This is a genomic window from Bradyrhizobium sp., from assembly GCF_047605465.1.
Classification (GTDB): Bacteria; Pseudomonadota; Alphaproteobacteria; order Rhizobiales; family Xanthobacteraceae; genus Bradyrhizobium.
In genome coordinates this window covers 70640-88240 of sequence record NZ_JASGFS010000019.1, presented here as the reverse complement: position 1 = coordinate 88240, position 17601 = coordinate 70640, and the positions used below count along the sequence as shown (strand labels likewise).

The 17601-nt window shown below is 64.6% G+C and carries 19 protein-coding genes; 5 read left to right on the top strand and 14 right to left on the bottom strand.

What is annotated here, in order from left to right; translation table 11 throughout:
* Window positions 1-407: 407 nt before the first annotated feature.
* Window positions 408-629: a hypothetical protein gene (locus QM712_RS17210; protein WP_415024330.1), complete on the top strand. Its 222-nt coding sequence runs from the start codon at window positions 408-410 to the stop codon at window positions 627-629.
* A gap of 100 nt (window positions 630-729) precedes the next feature.
* On the opposite strand, the gene QM712_RS17205 is transcribed toward QM712_RS17210, so the two are convergent.
* From QM712_RS17205 to QM712_RS17180, 6 genes are all read right to left on the bottom strand, one after another.
* Window positions 730-1134, bottom strand: a complete 405-nt coding sequence (locus tag QM712_RS17205; RefSeq protein ID WP_415024312.1) for an NUDIX hydrolase — start codon at window positions 1132-1134, stop codon at window positions 730-732.
* Window positions 1135-1201: 67 nt separating this feature from the next.
* Window positions 1202-1993: a shikimate dehydrogenase family protein gene (locus QM712_RS17200; protein WP_415024311.1), complete on the bottom strand. Its 792-nt coding sequence runs from the start codon at window positions 1991-1993 to the stop codon at window positions 1202-1204.
* A 4-nt stretch (window positions 1994-1997) separates the two neighbouring features.
* Complete coding sequence (locus QM712_RS17195) at window positions 1998-2825, bottom strand: carbohydrate ABC transporter permease (protein WP_415024310.1); 828 nt, start codon at window positions 2823-2825, stop codon at window positions 1998-2000.
* Window positions 2822-3718: a carbohydrate ABC transporter permease gene (locus tag QM712_RS17190; protein ID WP_415024309.1), complete on the bottom strand. Its 897-nt coding sequence runs from the start codon at window positions 3716-3718 to the stop codon at window positions 2822-2824. The genes QM712_RS17195 and QM712_RS17190 overlap by 4 nt, the downstream gene beginning before the upstream one ends.
* The gene (locus QM712_RS17185) at window positions 3715-5085 is read right to left on the bottom strand and encodes an ABC transporter substrate-binding protein (protein ID WP_415024308.1); all 1371 of its coding nucleotides are present in this window, start codon (window positions 5083-5085) and stop codon (window positions 3715-3717) included. The genes QM712_RS17190 and QM712_RS17185 overlap by 4 nt, the downstream gene beginning before the upstream one ends.
* A 30-nt stretch (window positions 5086-5115) precedes the next feature.
* Entirely contained in the window at window positions 5116-5886 is a 771-nt protein-coding gene (locus tag QM712_RS17180) for a FadR/GntR family transcriptional regulator (protein WP_415024307.1), read from the bottom strand.
* Window positions 5887-6040: 154 nt separating this feature from the next.
* Here QM712_RS17180 and QM712_RS17175 point away from each other — a divergent pair, with 154 nt between their 5' ends.
* Window positions 6041-7468, top strand: coding sequence for a sulfatase (locus QM712_RS17175; RefSeq protein WP_415024306.1), 1428 nt, complete (start codon window positions 6041-6043; stop codon window positions 7466-7468).
* 103 nt (window positions 7469-7571) lie between these two features.
* Here the strand turns inward: QM712_RS17175 and QM712_RS17170 are convergent, their stop codons facing one another.
* On the bottom strand, window positions 7572-8150 hold the full coding sequence (locus tag QM712_RS17170) for a TetR/AcrR family transcriptional regulator (protein WP_415024305.1): 579 nt from the start codon (window positions 8148-8150) through the stop codon (window positions 7572-7574).
* 82 nt (window positions 8151-8232) lie between these two features.
* Between QM712_RS17170 and QM712_RS17165 the strand changes: the two genes are divergently transcribed.
* A complete protein-coding gene (locus QM712_RS17165; protein WP_415024304.1) occupies window positions 8233-8661 on the top strand; it encodes a tautomerase family protein in 429 nt (142 codons plus the stop codon).
* A gap of 6 nt (window positions 8662-8667) precedes the next feature.
* On the opposite strand, the gene QM712_RS17160 is transcribed toward QM712_RS17165, so the two are convergent.
* A complete protein-coding gene (locus tag QM712_RS17160; RefSeq protein WP_415024303.1) occupies window positions 8668-9759 on the bottom strand; it encodes an enolase C-terminal domain-like protein in 1092 nt (363 codons plus the stop codon).
* Between the two features lie 195 nt (window positions 9760-9954).
* Here QM712_RS17160 and QM712_RS17155 point away from each other — a divergent pair, with 195 nt between their 5' ends.
* A complete protein-coding gene (locus tag QM712_RS17155) occupies window positions 9955-11514 on the top strand; it encodes an adenylate/guanylate cyclase domain-containing protein (RefSeq protein WP_415024302.1) in 1560 nt (519 codons plus the stop codon).
* 6 nt (window positions 11515-11520) lie between these two features.
* Here QM712_RS17155 and QM712_RS17150 read toward each other — a convergent pair whose 3' ends face one another.
* The 4 genes from QM712_RS17150 to QM712_RS17135 all read right to left on the bottom strand — a co-directional run bounded on the left by QM712_RS17150 (window position 11521) and on the right by QM712_RS17135 (window position 14876).
* Window positions 11521-12744, bottom strand: coding sequence for an ABC transporter substrate-binding protein (locus QM712_RS17150; protein ID WP_415024329.1), 1224 nt, complete (start codon window positions 12742-12744; stop codon window positions 11521-11523).
* A gap of 163 nt (window positions 12745-12907) precedes the next feature.
* On the bottom strand, window positions 12908-13837 hold the full coding sequence (locus QM712_RS17145; protein WP_415024301.1) for an alpha/beta hydrolase: 930 nt from the start codon (window positions 13835-13837) through the stop codon (window positions 12908-12910).
* A 125-nt stretch (window positions 13838-13962) separates the two neighbouring features.
* Window positions 13963-14448, bottom strand: coding sequence for a hypothetical protein (locus QM712_RS17140; protein WP_415024300.1), 486 nt, complete (start codon window positions 14446-14448; stop codon window positions 13963-13965).
* Window positions 14449-14471: 23 nt separating this feature from the next.
* Window positions 14472-14876, bottom strand: coding sequence for a DUF3606 domain-containing protein (locus QM712_RS17135; protein ID WP_415024299.1), 405 nt, complete (start codon window positions 14874-14876; stop codon window positions 14472-14474).
* A 220-nt stretch (window positions 14877-15096) separates the two neighbouring features.
* On the opposite strand from QM712_RS17135, the gene QM712_RS17130 reads away from it, so the two are divergent.
* On the top strand, window positions 15097-15237 hold the full coding sequence (locus QM712_RS17130; protein WP_415024298.1) for a hypothetical protein: 141 nt from the start codon (window positions 15097-15099) through the stop codon (window positions 15235-15237).
* 57 nt (window positions 15238-15294) lie between these two features.
* Here the strand turns inward: QM712_RS17130 and QM712_RS17125 are convergent, their stop codons facing one another.
* Both QM712_RS17125 and QM712_RS17120 read right to left on the bottom strand, forming a co-directional pair.
* Entirely contained in the window at window positions 15295-16881 is a 1587-nt protein-coding gene (locus QM712_RS17125; protein WP_415024297.1) for an ATP-binding protein, read from the bottom strand.
* Complete coding sequence (locus QM712_RS17120; protein ID WP_415024296.1) at window positions 16878-17582, bottom strand: response regulator; 705 nt, start codon at window positions 17580-17582, stop codon at window positions 16878-16880. Before QM712_RS17120 ends, QM712_RS17125 begins: the two co-directional genes overlap by 4 nt.
* Between the last annotated feature and the right edge of the window lie 19 nt (window positions 17583-17601).

Genomic DNA, 17601 nt, shown 5'->3' with positions numbered 1-17601 from the left:
GCAGAGAGAAGGATGCCGCGCCGAAGCCCAAGCGGCGAAGGCGGCCTAGACTGCAGCATTGCTGCGGCACACCAACCAGCCCGAAGCGCATCCGGCCTCGCTCGTAGAGCGTCGACCGGTATTCCTCGCCCTGCATAATGCCGCTGCGATGGCTCCGCGCGGAGCGTAGTGAGCAGGGCTCCCGTCGCAGGTGCGAAGGCGCGTCATCGTCTCAAGGTTGTTGCGCCGTCGGCGGTGTAGCCGGGATTGCGCTGTGCTCCATCCGGGCTACGATGCCGTTCACCAGTGCATCCGGGATTGAACAGGCCGGAATCGCGGTGCACGTGCCGGGCATCATGTTCATTTGCGCACAGCGATCCGGGCGAGGTGTGATGAGGCGGAAACTGGTGATCCGGGCCTTGCCCGCGATGGCGATGCTGGCGCTGATAGGGGCGCCATCGCGCGCCGGCATCATCGACTGGCAGGCGGAACTGCAGCGCTGCCGCGCGCTGCGTGAGAACGTGGCCCCGCTGCTCGAGGCCGGCGAGGGCATATCCGCAATCGCTCGGTCCAATGCGGCCGTCCGCCGCTGCATCTGGATCGAGCGGCGCGCCGTCCGCAAGAAAATCCCCGGCGCGGAGGCGTGGTAGCCCTCGGTCTCATATCCCGTGAAAGCTGCGGACTCTGTCAGCCGCGCGTATCGGCTCTCGCAAGCAGCAGGTCCTTCAACCCGGTCGGATAAAGGCTCGGTCAGCCCGCGACGTCGAGATCGGCGAGGTCGAACCAGCGGGCGACGATCTCCTCTCCGTTGTCCTCGCGAGAATCGATGCGATCCTGGCCATTGAACGCCCCGTCCGGAAACGCGACTTCGGCGATGAACATCACCTCGTGCCCGGTCGCTCCCTCATGCGTGAAGATGTTTTCCATCATCAGCGGCTCGCTCTTGATGGTGACGTCGATGCCGAGCTCCTCGTTGAATTCACGCTTCAAGGCGGCCTGCCAGCTCTCGCCGAACTCGATCTCGCCGCCGAGCGGGCGCACCCCCTTGATGCGGCCCGCATCGTCGCGCACCTCGGCGGCCAGCAGGCGGCCGGCCCGCCAGTGCAGGCCGATCGCGACAACCCGGATGCGGGCATGAGGGCGCCATGTGGTCATCAGGCACCGTTAGTCCGCTTCGAATACCTTCGCAATGAGGGGCGATCCGAGCGTGCGGAGATGAAAGTTACAGCCCAGCCCGCCAGAACGCGGTTTGCAGCGGAAGCTGATGCCGGATCATCGCCACGCCGTCGACGACCCTGAGGCCGCGCGCGGCACAGGCCTGCATGAACTCCGTGCGGCGGGCGGCGATGATGTCGAACACCGCGCAATCCTCCGGCAATTCCTTCGGATCCATCGGCAGCGCGTCGGTGGCGTGCAGGCCGAGCGAAGTAGCGTTGACGCAGAGCCCGGCGTCGTCGAAGCGCTGCGCGAGGCAGAGGTCGAGATCAGGGAATTGCGCGCGCAGCTTTGCCGCGAGCGCCTCGACCGGACCGGGCACTTCGTTGAGGATGCGCAGGCGCTTCAGCCCGGCCGCCGCCAGCGCGTGGCAGATCGCGCGGCCGGCCCCGCCGGCGCCGATCACGACGGTGCGGCGGTGGGGATCGAAAACGCCGGCCTCGCGCGCCGCATTCAGGAAACCGCCGCCGTCGAAGGACTCGCCGACGAGCCTGCCGTCCGCCTCGATCCGGATGGTGTTGACCACGCCTTCGAACTTCGCGGCCGGTCCCACCTCGTCGCAGAGTTCGAAGGCTGCGGGCTTGTGCGGCATGGTCAGGTTGAATCCGGCAGTGCTCGACGATTTCGCCAAGGTCCGGATCGTCTCGGCGAGGTGCTTCGGCGCCACGTCCATCGGCACCATGTGCCAGTCGAGATCCTGCGCTGCGAAATAGGGCGTGTAGTGGCGTGGTGCCCCGACATGTCCGGCGGGATGGGCGAAGATGAAGACGATTCGGGAGGCACCGGTCGGAAGCGTCATGACATCACCCCTTCACCGCGCCGGCGGTGAGCCCGGAGACGAGATAGCGGCGCACCGCGAGCGAGAAGATCAGCACCGGCGCCATCACCAGCGAGCCGCCGGCGGCGATCTTGCCCCATTCCCAGCCCTCGTAGTTCATGAAATTCACGACGGCGACCGGTGCGGTGCGTGCGTTGGTGCGGGTCAGGATCAGCGCGAAGAAGAAGTCGTTCCAGGCGTAGAGAAAGCAGAGGATCGCGGTCGCCGCGATGCCCGGCGTCACCATCGGCAGCACGATCTTGGTGAACACGGTGCGCGTCCGGGCGCCGTCGACGAGGGCGGCTTCTTCCAGCGAGACCGGGATCGTGTCGAAGAACGGCTGCATCATCCAGATCACCAGCGGCAGGTTGAAGCTGGTGTAGACCAGAACGAGGCCCGTGATGGTGTCGAGCAGCCCGATCCAGCGGTAGAACAGGAAGAACGGGATCGTGAAGGCGATCGGCGGCGCCATGCGCGTCACCAGGATCGCAAAGGACAGGCCGTGCTTGCCGCGCCCGGTCCAGCGCGACAGCGCGTAGGCCGCGGGGATTCCGAACAGCAGCGCAAACGCGGTGGAGAGCGAGGCGCTGAGCAGGCTGTTGACGAAGGACGCCGAAAACGCGCTGTGCCAGAGCGAGACGTAGTTCTCCAGCGTCGGCGTGAAGATCAGCGGCGGCGGGAATTGCAGGATCTGGTCGTTGGTCTTGAAGCTCATCTGCAGCAGCCACAGGAACGGCGAGAGCAGGATGAGCAGCGTGATCGCAATCGCGACCAGGCGGCCGGGCGTGGCCTTGCGCGTCGAATATCCGTTCATGCCAGCGCCTCCCGGCGGCGGCCCATCCAGACGAGGCCGAGGCTGATGCCGGCAACGAGCAGCAGCATCACCACGGTGACCGCGCTGGAATAGCCGACCTCGTTGGTGTCGAAGGCGAGGAGATAGGCATAGTAGTTGGTGACCTCGGTCACCGTGCCGGGGCCGCCGCCGGTGAGCAGGAAGATCAGCGGGAATGCCTTGACGCTGTCGATCAGGCGGAACATGCCGGATATGACGAGGATCGGCGTGATGAAGGGCAGCGTGACGTACCAGAATATCTGCAGCTTGCTGGCGCCGTCGACGAGGGCGGCTTCCGTATATTCGTCGGGAATGGTCTGCAGTGCCGCCAGCACCATCAGGAAGGTGAAGGGCAACCACTCCCAGGTGTCGGCGATGACGATCGACGTCAGGGCGAAGTCGACACTCGACGTCAGCGCTGGCAGAGTGAAGTGCAGCGCCTGTGCGGCGTAGTAGAGCGGGCTGATGTCGGGCGCATAGATCAGCTTCCAGATCACCGCGACCACGATCGGCGGCAACACCATCGGAATCAGGAAGAAGGTGCGCGCGAATTCGACGAAGCGCGACGGCACGTTCAGGAGCAGCGCGAGCAGCATGCCGAACAGCACCTGGAACAGCACGCTCGACACCGAGAGCTTGGCCTGCACCCACAGCGAATTGACGAAGCGGGGATCGCCCGGAAGCAGGCCGTAGTTGCGCAACGGCGCGCTGAAATCGGTGGCCGAGCCCGGCGTCGTCAACTGGAACGGCGTGAGACTGGTCACGACGAGATAGATCGCCGGCAGCACCGCCACCGCGAATAGGACGACCAGGCTCGGCGTGAGCGCGAAGGCGATGAACCTGCGGCGCTCCCCGTCGATTCCGCTCTCGCTCAAAGCTGCGTCCCGGCGCGGCGGAGCGCGGCGATGGCCTGGTCCTGCGCCGCGTTCATGGCGTCCTTGGCGGGGAGCTGGCCGGTTGCGACCTGCTCGAAGGCCTTGTTGAGGACGTCGCCGACGATCGGGAATTCCTTCGACGTGCGATAGGCCATGTAGTTCTCCCCCTTGCCCGGAAGCTCCAGCACCTCGAGATAGAGCGCACCGAGGTCCTGTCCGTTCACCGTGTTCAGCTTGCGGTAGTCGTCGCTGGTGATGATCGAGCGCCGGCAGACCGAGGAGTGACCGTGCTCCCTGACGAGCCGCACCGAGATTTCGGGGCTGAGCGCCCATTTGATGAACTCCCAGGCCGCCTTCCTGTTCTTGGCGTTCTTGGGGATGCCGAGCCCCTGGCTGTTCGAGGCCGGATAGTCGTGGACGGGACCGGCGGGCGAGCGCACCACGCGCGAAGTGTCCTTCACCTTGCTTTCGTCGGAGAGCAGGATCGGCGTCACCCAGGCGCTGGAATGGATGAAGATGTTCGAGCGGCCGTTCAGCATCGACTGTCGCGCCTGGTCTTCGGTGTAGGTCAAGACGCCCTTCGGCGCGCTCTTCAGCAGGTTCGCATAGAATTCGACGCCCTGGATCGCTTCGGGCGTATTCAGCGCCGGCATGACGTCGCCGGGTGGATTCTTGAAGATGTTGCCGCCGAAGCCCTGGATGTAAGGCGGTAGGTTCCAGTTGTGGAGAAACCACGACACGATTCCGTTGACGCCATCGGTGCCGTTGATCTCGGCGCAGACCTGCTGGAGCTCGGCGAAGGTCTTCGGAATCTTCAGCCCCTTCTTCTCCATCAGGTCCATGCGCGACAGCCCCATCAGCATCGCGCCGCCTTCCCAGGCAAAGCCGTAGGTCGCGCCCTTGGCGTCGCGATAGGGGACTTGCGCGCCGTCGACGAAGTCCTTTGGATTCCACTCGGTCGGCGTCAGGTTGGGGTCGGCGGTGAACTCGTCGAGATTGGCGAGCAGGCCAGCCGCGATCCAGCGGGTGGCAAGCGTGAAGGTGACGTTGACGAAATCATAGGCCGAACCGCCCGAGGACAGTTCGAGATTGGCCTGCTGGTTGTAGACGGGCAAGGCCGAGAGCTGGAGGTCGACCTTCATGCCGGTCTTGTCCTCGAACTCGGGAATGTATTTTTGCAGCAGCGTGAAGAAGCGGTGCTGGAACGAGGCGCCGTGCAGGGTGACGCCGGCGAACGGCTTGGTCTGCGCGATCAGAGGCGCCGGGAATGCCGTGAGCGCCGCGGTGGCGGCCGTGGCCTCGAGCAATCTGCGTCGCGTGATCGACGTGCGGATCGTATGCGCGGATTTGTCCGCCTGGTTCTTCATGTTGACCTCCCTCAAAACGACTTGCCGGCTTCAACGCGTCCGTCTGGTGCGGGCGCTCTCATCCTCGGCGTCTTTCTTTTTCTGGCGCGACAGGGCCGAGACGATGTTCTGTTCGGTGAGATCCATCAGCCGGTGCATGGCCTGGCGCGCACCGTCGGGATTGCGCGCCCAGATATCGTCCAGCACTGCGCGATGGTAGGGCAGGCTCTTGCGCGGTGCGCCCGGATTGGTGGTCGACAGGTTGAACGACATGCGCAGGGCGGCCGCGACCGTCGCGCCGAACGCGATCAGGAAGTCGTTGCCGGTGGCGATCAGGATGCCGCGATGGAACTGCAGATCGGGTTCGGCATAGGCGCGGCGGTCCATGCCGGCTGCGTCCATGCCGCGATAGGCCCGCTCGATCCGCGCAAAATCCTCGTCCGTGCCGCGTTCCGCACAGATCGCGCAGGCCTCCGGCTCGACGATCCTGCGAACCTCCATGATCTGCTTGGCGAATTCCTGCGTCGGCAACGCCGACAATGTCCAGTTCAGCAGCTCCTCGTCGAGCATGTTCCAGTCGAAGCGGGCCCGCACATGCGTGCCTGCCTTCTGCTTCGAGGCGATCAGGCCTTTGGCCTTCAGCAGCGAGAGTGCCTCGCGGATCGAGGCGCGGCTGACATCGAAGCGGGAGGCAAGCTCGATCTCGCGCGGCAGCGTCGTGCCCTCGCGCCACACGCCGGTCAGGATCAGCCGCGCCACCTCGCGGGCCACGAGGGCGCTCGACTGCGGATTGTCCTTGCTGCCGGCCGTCGCCACGTTCATCGAACCCATGCTGCAAAATGTCTGATTTATTTCAGGTGACAACGAGAAATCTAACTAAAACAATGCTGATTGTACTGACGGTTCGCGGTTTGACAAGAATTATTATGTCAGACATATTTTCTCTTATGCCAACGCCGCGTAGGACAAAGCCATCGTGACAAAGCCCCATATCGTCCTGGTCATGACCGACCAGCAGCGTTTCGACACGATCGCGGCGACGGGGCATCCGTATATGAAGACGCCGAATCTCGATCGCCTCGTGCGCGAGGGCGTCTATTTCGACAATTGCTTCATCAACGCGCCGAGCTGCGTGCCCTCGCGCGCGGCGCTGTTCTCCGGCCTTTATCCCCACGCCTCGGGTGTGCTGAAGAACGGCCAGCACTGGCAGAAGACGTGGGTGAACAACCTCGCGGACGCCGGCTATCACTGCGTCAATGTCGGCAAGATGCACACCATTCCCTATGACGCGAAGGCGGGCTTCCACGAACGCTTCGTGGTCGAGAACAAGGATCGTTTCTTCGAGGGGCGCTGGTTCGCGGATGAACTCGACAAGGCCTTTGCCGCGCACAAGCTGACCAAACCGTCGCGCGCCGGCTATCGCAGCCTGCCGGACTACGGCGACAGGATGGGCGCTTTCACCTGGGAGATGCCGAAATCGCTGCATCCGGACGTCTTCGTCGCCGAGACCGCGATGTGGTGGCTCGAGACCCGGCCGAAGCCGGAGGCGCTGTTCATGCAGATCGGCCTTCCCGGACCGCATCCGCCCTATGATCCGCTGCCGGAATATCTGGAGCATTATCTCGGGCGCAACGACCTGCCGGTGCCGCAGCCGACCGCGGCCGAGATCGAGGGGCTGCCGGCCTATCTGAAGGAGAAGCGCCGCCACGACACCGAGGTGGACCACGATGCGGTGTCATGGAAGCTCGCGCCCACGCACGAAGAGATGCGGCGCCTGCGCGCGCATTATTACGCCAACGTCGCCATGATCGACGAGCAGATCGGCCGCCTGCTGCAGACGCTGGAAGACAGGGACTATCTGGACAATTGCGTTCTCGTCTTCATGTCGGACCATGGCGACAATCTCGGCGAGCATGGTCTCAGCCAGAAATGGTCGATGTATGAGCCCGTCACGCGCGTGCCGCTGCTGGTCTGGTCGCCGAAGCGGTTCACCGGTGGCCGGCGCGTCCGCGGGAAGTGCCAGCTGTTCGATCTCGGCCCGACCATTCTGGATCTCGCCGGCGCCCAGCATCCCAAGCCATTCCAGGCCAGCAGCCTGCTGCCGGCGTTAAAAAGCGAGGAATGGGCCGGCCGTGGCTTCGTATTCAGCGAGCAGGCCGGTGATGTCGCCATGACCGGGGCAAGGCTGATTACCATGGTGCGTGACGACAGGTGGAAGGTCGTGTTCATCCATGGCGCCGAAGACGGGCAGCTCTTCGATCTCAAGACCGACCCGCTCGAGCAGCATAATCTTTGGGGCGTGGCCGAGCACGCCGGCGAGATCAGCCGCCTCAAGGACGCCTTCATCGACTGGCGCCAGAACAGCCTGCTCGAGACGATGGACCTGAACGCGGCAGCGCGGTAGGTGGCTGCTCTTCACCTCGCTCCATTGCGGGGAGAGGTTGGGTTGCACGGAAGATGCAATCCGGGTAAAGGGAACTCTTGACGAGCCCACCCGCCGCCGTGCTCTAGCCCGCCCGCGGCTTGCGTGTCGTCGCTGCTTTCACCAGTGCGCGCTGTTCGGTGGCGACGAGATCGAACGGCTCCATCGTCCGCTCGGCCCGTGCCAGCACGACCGCGCCTTCGCAGGCCGAGATCAGCATCGCGGCCAGCGCAGGCGCGCGCGCCGCGGGGATCCCGCCGAGTGCGAGCAATTCTCCAAGCGCGCCGCGCCATTGCCGAAACACCTGCGCCGCGCTTTCCAGCAGGTTCGGCGTATCGGCACCGACGGTGACCGCGACCACGGCGCAGCCCGCGCCGAAGTCCGAGGCTTTGAGGATATCGCGCCACATCGCAATGAAGGCGTCCGCGACTTCAGGCGCGGGGCGGCCGCGCAATTGCTCGATCCGTTCGAGCGACCGCGCGCTGACCCAGGCGACCGCCGCCATCACCAGTTCCTCCTTGCCGCCGGGGAAGTGGTGATAGAGCGAGCCGCGCGGTGCGCCGGAGGCCTCCAGCACCTCGGTGAAGGAGGTGCCCTGAAGTCCCTTCATGGCGAGCAGCACGCCGGTGCGCTCGATCATCTTCTGTCTGATCTCACCAGCCAATCGACGAAATCCTCTTGACTATGATGACCATCATATTCGAATATGATGGTCGTCATAGTTCGTTGTGCAGGAGACGCATCCCGTGCCCATGATCGATATCTACGCGGCCGCAGGCACTTTCGGTGATCCGCATCAGCTCGCCATCGATGCCGCCGCGACCGTGAAGTCCGTCGAGCAAGTGCCCGATATCCCGATGTTCCGCAAGAACACGGCCGCCTTTGTGCACGAACTCCCCGGCAAGGCCGTGGCCAATGTCGACGGCGAGGGCAATTACGTGCGGGTGCAGGTCCTGACCAATGCTGGCGCGCTCGATCGCGACAAGCAGGTAGCGGTGGTCCGGCAGCTCACCGATCTCGTCGCGAGAGCGGCGGGCGATCCGTCGCTCATCAACCGGACCTGGGTTCTGCTGACCGAAGCGGCCCCCGGCGGGTGGGGCCTGTGGGGGCATGCTCATACCAATGAGGAGTTGGTCGGCGCCGCGCGGGCCGAGATCGCAAAGCTGAAGCAATAGGCTGGGTTAGCTTACCAGGTATCGCTTCACCGCCGCTTCATCCCACGCCATGCCGTTGCCGGGCTCGTCGCCCGGCAGCGCAAAGCCGTCCTTGATGGTCAGCCGCGTGGCAAGCACTGCATCGGCCCAGTCGACATATTCCAGCCAATGCGCGGTCGGCGTCACACAGAGCAGGTGCGCGCTGACCTCCGAGAACAGGTGCGTCGACATCTCGATGCCCGCGGCGTGCGCCAGTGAAGCGGCCCGCAGCCAGCCGGTGACGCCGCCGATGCGCTGCACGTCCGGCATCACGTAGTCGCAGGCTTCCGCCGACAACGCCGACTGCATCGCGAAGGCGCCGTCGAAGTTCTCGCCGATCTGGACCGGGGTGCGGAGCGCGTCGGCGATCCGGGCGCAGCCCGCGTAGTCGTCGTGGCGTATCGGCTCCTCGATCCACAGCAGCCCCTCGTCGTCGAGCATCTCGCCGCAGCGGATCGCCTCGGTGACCGTCAGCGCCTGATTGTAGTCGCACATCAGCGTGACCTGGTCGCCGACGGCCTTTCTCACTGCGCGCACGACCGCCAGATCCTCCCGCGACTCGGGGCGGCCGAGGCGGATCTTGGCGGCCTGAAAGCCTTCGGCCAGCAGCTTGTGGGCCTCGTCCACCGCGGCGCCTGCCGGCATGATGCCGAGGCCCTTCGAGTTGTAGGCCCGGACCGGCTTCGGCGCGCCGCCCAGCAGCCGTGCCAGCGGCAGGCCCCGTGCGCGCGCCAGCGCGTCCCAGGCCGCCATGTCGATGCCGGCTTGCGCCAGCCGTTGCAGGCCGGCAAGGCCGAGCAATGTGAAATGTCGGGCCAGCTTGCGCTCGATCTCGAACGGCAGCAGTTCGTCACCGGACAGCAGCTCTGACATTTCCGCGACCATCGCGGTCAGCGGCTTCAGGGCCGAAGGCGTGATCGCGAACAGATAGGCATGTCCCCGCACGCCCTGGTCGGTTTCGCAGTCGATCAGCACGAGCGGTGCCCTGGCGACCGCCCCGGTCGATGTCTGGAGCGGCAGGTTCATCGGCACGATCACGGGTCGCGCATTGAAGCGCTTGATGCGGATGGCCTCGGTCATTCGGATGATCTCCCGGCGGAGCAGATGTGGTTTTGTGTCGATCTTAAACATTCGTCATGAAACGAAAAGGCTGCCTGCAGCGACTCCCCTAGAATGGGGTTGCGCCGGCCCGCGTTTGCGGGCTCTGTGCCGCCGCATGCTGTGCCGTGAAGTCCCTCAACTTTGTGACAAAGACGCACACAACGGAGCCGAAGAGTGAAACAAGAGATCTCCGAACAACAGCGCAAGAGCGGCATCCTGACGGGGGCGGTGATCGCCTTCCTCCTGCTCGCTCTGCCGCTTGCGGTATGGCTCGATCTGACCGAGCTGAGCAAGACGGCGCTGCGCCGGCAGGCCATTGATCTCAACTCGGTCATCACCAGCGTGCGCAGCTATTACGCGACCAATGTGGTGGGGAGGGTGCTGGCCAACCCGAACGGGACGACCAAGGTTGTCCATAACTACGAATCCGTTCCCGGCGCGATCCCGATCCCGGCGACCTTGTCGCTCGAGCTCGGGCGGGTGATCGGGGCGCAGCAGGAGAACATCACCTACCGCTTCGTCTCGGATTTCCCCTTCCAGAACCGCGCCCCGCACCAGCTCGACCCGTTCGAAAAGAATGCGCTAGATGCGCTGCGCAAGGACCCCGAGCAGAAGATCGTCGATACCGAGACTTCCCTGTTTTCCGACAAGGTCCGTCTGGTCGCGCCCGTCACGATGGGACCGGCCTGCGTGAGCTGTCACAACAGCCACCCCGAAAGCCCCAAGAAGGACTGGAAGGTCGGCGATGTCAGGGGCATCCAGGAGGTGATCGTCGCGCAGCCGATCGCCGCCAACATCTTCTCGTTCAAGTTCCTGCTGGCCTATTTCGTGATCGCCGCCGGAAGCGGGCTTGCGTTCCTCTCGCTGCAGCGCCGACAGGCCACTCGCATCAAGAGCATGAACAAGGAGCTCGAATCCGCCAACGATTTCCTCGCCTCGCTCTCGATGAAGATCTCGCGCTACATCCCGCCCCAGGTCTACAAGAGCATCTTCAGCGGCCAGAAGGACGTCACCATCCACACCGAGCGGAAGAAGCTCACGATCTTCTTCTCCGACATCCAGAACTTCACCGCGACCACCGAACGACTCCAGCCCGAACTCCTGACTCAGCTCTTGAACGAATATTTCACGGAGATGTCGGCGATCGCGCATGAACATGGCGGCACGGTCGACAAGTTCATCGGCGACGCCATGCTGATCTTCTTCGGCGACCCCGAGACCAAGGGCGACCGCGCCGACGCGGAAGCCTGCCTCCAGATGGCCTGGCGCATGCAGCATCGCCTCACCGAGCTCAATGCCAAGTGGCGTGCCTCCGGCATCGAGCAGCCGTTCCGCTCGCGCATGGGCATCAATTCCGGCTATTGCAATGTCGGCAATTTCGGCAGCACCGACCGCATGGACTACACCATCATCGGCGCGGAAGCGAACCTCGCGGCCCGCCTGCAATCCATCGCCGAGCCCGGCGGCATCGTGCTGAGCTACGAGACCTTCGCGCTGGTCAGCGACATCGTTCGCGCGCACGCATTGCCGGCGATCACGATGAAAGGGATCAGCCGCGAGGTCATTCCCTATTCGGTGGATGCGTTGAACGACGCGACGGAGAGAAACGGTGTGATCACCGAGCGCGCGCCCGGCCTCGAGCTCTACCTCGATCCGGCGCTGGTGCAATCCGGCGATGCCGCGCGGGTGCGCTCATTGCTGGAAAGCGCGTTGGCCTCGCTGAAGCCCGCCTGAGGCGGCTCATCGATTGGCGCCTTCGGTGAACGCGGTTTCGATCACGTCGCCGAATGGTTGCCAGGAGCGGCCATCGAACTGGACGAGCCGCATCTGCTTGATCGGCAGGTAGTTGTTCGGCGAGGTGTTCATCCTGATGCTGGGCAGCGCAACGGAAGGCTTGTAGTTCTTGAGCGAAGCCGCCTGACGCATGATGTTCTCGTGCGACAGGTCGTCGCCGCATTGCTTCAGCACCTGGGTCAGTGCCTCCGCCGCGGCGTAGCCGTAGAGTGCCGCGCTGTTGTTCGCGCTTTCGACCTGATAGAATTTGTCCATGAAGGCGAACCAGTCCTTCATGGCGGGGTCATCCTTCCAGGCCGGGTCGCTCGGGTCCTTCAGGAAGGCGGCCGAGATCACGCCGGCGGAATTCTCGAGGCCGGCAGGCGCCATCGCATTGGCGATCGAGGCGGAGGCGTCGTTCACGATGAAGACGGGGTGCCAGTTGAGCGACGCCGCCAGCTTGATCACCTTGGAGGCCGTCGACGGCACGCCGAGAAAGACGAAGATATCGGCGTCCGCGCGCTTGAGGACCGAGACGTGCCCTTCGAGATGCTCGTCGCCGATGTCGAAGGCGATGTCGACGAGGACGTGACGGTTCAGGTCGCCGAGGCCTTCCTGGATGCCCCTGTAGAGCGTGCGGCCGAATTCGTCGTTCTGCCAGAGCACGACGATCTTCTTCCGCGGATAATAGGCCTGGATGTAATTGGCATAGATGCGCCCCTCCGACCGGAATGGTGGTTGCCAGCCCATGGTCCAGGGAAACGTCTGGGCCTGGCTGAGCTGCTCGTCGCCGGAGGCGACGAAGAGTTGCGGGATCTTCTTCTCGTTCAGATACCAGCGCGCGGCGAGATTGCCCGGCGTGCCGAACGATCCGAACATCAGATGAACGTCTTCCTTTTCGACGAGGTTGCGGGTCTGCTCCAGCGCAGCTGCCGGATCGGAATTGTCGTCGCGCGTGATGAAGCGGATCTTGCGGCCGTTGATGCCGCCGCGCGCGTTGATCATGTCGAAATAGGCGGCCTCCGCCTGGCCGATGGCGCCGAATTCCGACAGCGGCCCCGAATACGGCATGACATTGCCGATACGGATTTCCTTGTCGCTCGCCGGTTGTTCGGTGTGTTGCTCGGACATCGCGCCCAGCGACGCCAGAGCGATCATCGCAACGAACAGCATCCTGCCGATGACGCGCATATTCGCCACCTTGTCGTTGGCCCCCATCGAGGGCGGGTCGAGCCGCACCAGGGCCGCTGATCTAGGTCAATCGTTTGTCAATCCTGTGGCTTGGCTGCCTGCGACCGCGCCGGCGGAAACGGCAGGCGATTTGACGCGCTGCAGCAGCTCTGGTTGCGCACCGCTATGGCAGGCCGCGAGCCTCGAGCTGGTGCACCAGCAGCAGCGTCGGCTCGGCGAGGCTGTCGCCCGAACCATCGAGGCCGAAGGCGGCGGCGATGCCGTCGCGGTTGCGCAGGAGCGAGGCGCGCGGGCAGTGGCCGGCGCCGCAGAGCGTCTTCTTCAGGGTCTCGCCCTGCGCCACGATGCTCGCAGGATCGTCCGCGGCCCAGGCCAGCACGATCGGCACGTCGACATTGAGAATGCCGGGAAAGACCGACCGCTTGTCGTATTGGCTGGTGTCGTTGCCGAGATACGCCTTCACGCTGTCACTGGCGTCCTTGCCGGCACGATAGATCCCGGACACCAGCACCACAGCGGCGACGTCGGCGCGGTCGGCCTGGAGCTCGGGATGCGCCAGCAGGGTGGCGACGTGAAAGGCGCCGGCGCCGTAACCCACCGCGACGATCTCGCGGGCATCGCCGTTGAACAGGTCGATGTTGCCGTGAATCCAGGACAGTGCGGCCGCCACATCGGTCGCGCCGGTCGGCCAGGTCGCGGCGGGCGCCAGGCGATAGTTGACACGCACCCCGATCATGTCGTTGCGCGCGGCAAAGCACATCACCTGGTCCTGGATTTCGCGGGACAGGTCCGGGGCCGCGCGGTCGCCGGTGAAGGTGTCGCCTGCCACGAACAGCAGCACTGGCCGCGGCGTATCCGCCTTGGCAGAGCTGGTGGCGACATCGAGCACGTTGACCTCGCTCTCGCCGTAGCGCAGGCCGCGCGAGAAGGCGACCTGTTCGCACAGCCTCGCGGTGCCGCCCGCAGTCGTGTCGGAATCGGTGAGGCCGACAGGCACAAGGTCGGACGGCGAAGGCAGCCGCGTCGGCACAGGGCCATGCGCGAAGGCTGTCGTGACAGTCAAAAGAAAGAAAAATGCGAGATAATTCTTCATGTTGGTGTCGAGTCTCGCGCGCCTGACATGGGCTCGCTCGCTGCGGCCTGTCCGTTCAAGCCGGCTTATTAGTTGGTTTGCCTTGAGGCGATTTCACGGCACTTTCGGCGGCCTCTGCGGCCCGGTCAATTCCCCGGCTGGAAATTGCAATCCGCCCCGCTGCCGTCCTTGCGCCTGATGGCGTTGGGATCGATCGTGCAGCTCAGCTTGCTCAGGCTTTCGAAATTCGATCCTGCCGCGCCGTCGGGCGGAACGCCGGCCAGCGCTTGGGTGGCGAAAATCTCGTTGGCCGTGGAGCCGTTGACGGATTTGACCTTCTTGCCGAAGGTGATCTCGCAGTTGCGGGTTGTGATGTCGACATTGCCGGTGCGGCAGACGATCCTGTCGGCGGTCACCACGATCGGCTTCTTGTAGGGGATGTCGTTGTTGGCGGCGAACAGCATCGCCACCGCCTTCTTTTCCGCGCCCGACAGGACCGGCGACAGCGGCGCGATCACGCCGGCGAGCGCCAGTGCTGTCGCGCCCGAGACCTTTGCCGGTGTCGCACCGGAAGCCCCGGAGACCGTCGTGACAACAAGGGCGCAGGTGAGGACGAATTGACCGGACTTCATCTTGCCTCCAGGGGTCGCCAGTCTCAGGCCGCTTTCTTCCGCTTTGCGACCTTCTTCGTCGTCTTCTTGGCCTTCTTCTTCTTCGCCGCCTTCTGTGCGGCGAGATAGGCCTCTACCTTCCTCGAGGAATGTCCGGCGGCGGCGACGGCAACCCTCAGCTTCGCGGGCGTGATCTTGAACTTCTTGGACCAGTAGCGGACCTCATAGGCCTCGCCCAGCGCGATCCGGCTCTTGTCGGCAGCGCGATGCTTTTGCAGCTTGATGTATGCCTCGACCTTCCTCGCGGAGTGGCCGACCTTCTTGACGGCGTATTTCAGCTTGGCCGGCGTGACCTTGAACTTCTTCGACCAATAGGCGACTTCATATTTTTCAGTCAGCGCGATCAGTGCGCGGTCCGCGCCGCCGCGCTTTGTCTTGTCGTCGGCCATGTTTCCCTCCTGCCGTGACACGGTCAGTCTAGCACGCAATCCGATTTGGAAAGCAACCCTGTCCAATCTGCCCGTGGACGTCTGGTTGCGGTGCGGGCGAGCGAAGTCGTGTCGTTCCTCGCGTTCGACCGGCCCCGCGATCCCTCGCGCTTCCGTGATGGAACATTATGGCGCCCCGTGCGACTTACATATGACGCGGGGAGAAACGCGCGAGGCTGTCATGGCAGAGAAGCATACCGCAGACCCGGCAGAGATCATGCGGGCCACCGGTCATCCCGAGCTGGAATACGCCGCGGGCTGGACCATCGCAGGCCTGGTGACCATCGTGACCATCGTCGCGGCGTGGGTGTTCGCGATCTAGGGTGTGATCCGGAAAAGTGTGAAATGCTCCGCCCGAGCGCGATCGTCAGGTCGCGCCTCAGCCCGTCGGGAATTGCAGTTCGAAGGCGGCGCCTTCCGCGGTCGGCGAAAGGTTGATCGCGCCGCCGTGGCTGGCCATCACCGCGCGCGCGATGGCCAGGCCCATGCCGGTCCCACCCTGGTCCCGGCGGGTGGTGAAGAAGGCATCGAAGATCCTGTCGCGGTTCGCGACCGAGATCGGCTCTCCGTCATTTGTGACCGTCAGCCGCAACATCGTCCGCTCGTCCACCGCCTCCAGCCTGATCGTCCTGGCCTTGTGCCGGATGGCGTTGTCGACGAGATGCGACAGCACGATCAGCGCCTTTTCGCGAGACATGCGGATCGAACGATCGAGGTTGCCGCCGGCTGAGATCGCGCTTTCCGGGAACCGGCTCTTGAGGTCGGCGATCACGGGCGCAAGCTCCGTGCGCTCGTTTTGCGGCAGACTTTCGGCACGGGCCAGTTCACGCAGCCGCTGCACCATTTCTTCCAGCCGCTGGGTATCGGACAGGATGTTGGCGACGAACGTCGTCTGCTCGGCCGGTGTCAGGCTCTCCGATCTGCCCTGAAGCGAATCCTGCAGCAATTCCGCGGCGCCCTTGATCGAGGTGAGGGGCGATTTGAGCTCGTGGGTGAGGTGCGCCGAAAATGTCGCGATATAGTCCGAGCGTCGCGCCAGTTGCCCCGCCGTGCCGAGGAAGCTGTGCGAGAGTTGAGCGAACTCGCGCGTGCCGTAATGTCGAAGCGGCCTAAAGGCTTCCCGGTCGCCGCGTCCGATCCGCCCGGCCCGATCGATCAGCTCGCGCATCGGCAGCGTGATGGTGCGCGAGAACACCAGTCCGACGAGGACCGTGCCGAGGATGACGGCGAGCCCCGCCAGCACGAACTTGGCGCGCTCCTGGTAGAGATGATCGAAGATGTTGCTCGGTGTCCGCGTGGTGTAGATCACGCCGGCGACACGGTTGCCGACGATCACGGGCATGGCCGAGAACACGTGCACGCCGAGGCCGCGGCTGAACGAATAGATCGGGGGCGGCGGCTTGTTCGGCACGCGGTTGCGCAAGGTGGCCCGGTACTGCCCGTGCAGCGCGTCGGCGACCTCTTCGATATGGGCGAGCGATTGCCCGACCTCCTGCCGCCCCGCGATCACCACGCCTTGCGGATCGAGGATCCGAAAGCCTGCCAGCGTTACCTTCTGTGTGTCGCGGATGATCGGAGCGAGCTTCGCGCCGATCTCGACATAGGCCTGCTGCGCCGGCTGGGGCGCTGCTTGCGCGTCGGGCCGCCGCCGCAACAGGTCGTCGGCGGTGAGATCAAGCGCGGGACGGATCGGCGTGAACTGGTCGCCGGGATCAGGCAGCACGCCGGGCGGCACCTCGGTCCCGAGGGTCAGGCCGCTGCCGAGCCGGGCTTCGACCTCCTGCGCATAGATCGTCGCGAGCACACGGCTCTGCGCGATCAGTTCGGCCTGGGTCTGGCGGATGAGCTGGTTGTCGTAGAGTCGGAAGAAGAACAGGCCGACCAGCGGCAGCAGCGCGACGGTGGTCAGCACCGCGAAGATCACGAGCCCGAGCGACGGCCGCCATTTGTCGGGTGCGGCGCTCATGCCTCTTTCTCGCAGCGGCCGAGCTTGAAGCCGACGCCATGAATGGTCTCGATCACGTTGTCGCAGGCCAGCGTCGCGAGCTTGGCGCGAATGTTGCGGATGTGGCTGTCGATGGTGCGGTCGGAGACCTGGATATTGAGCTGATAAGCCGCCCGCATCAACTGCTCCCGGTTGAAGACCGATGTCGGACGGGTCAGCAATGCGCGCAGGATACCGAACTCGATCGCGGTCAGCTTCAGCGGCGTGCCGGCAAAGGATGCCACGTGCTGCTCGGGATCGATCAGCAGGCGGCCCTGCGACAGCGACGCCGGTCCCGCCTTCGCCTCGCCGTTACGGGGAGCGAGGCGGCGCAGGATGACGTTGACCCGTGCCACCAGCTCGCGCGGGCTGAACGGCTTCGTCACATAATCGTCGCCGCCGATCTCCAGGCCGAGCACGCGGTCGATCTCCTCGTCTCGCGCAGACAGGAACAGGATCGGTACGTCGGAGCTCTTGCGCACCTCGCGGCAGACATCGAGGCCATCGAGTTCCGGCATGCCGACGTCGAGCACGATTAGATCGGGCGCATCGGCGGCAAAGCGGCCCAGCGCCTCCCTGCCGTCGCGCGCCTCGATCACGTCCATTCCGGCCTTCCTCAGTGCGACGCGGATGACTTCGCGGATGTGGCCCTCGTCGTCGACGATGAGAATGCGATGCGCCAAGACTGTCTCCGCTTCCTCG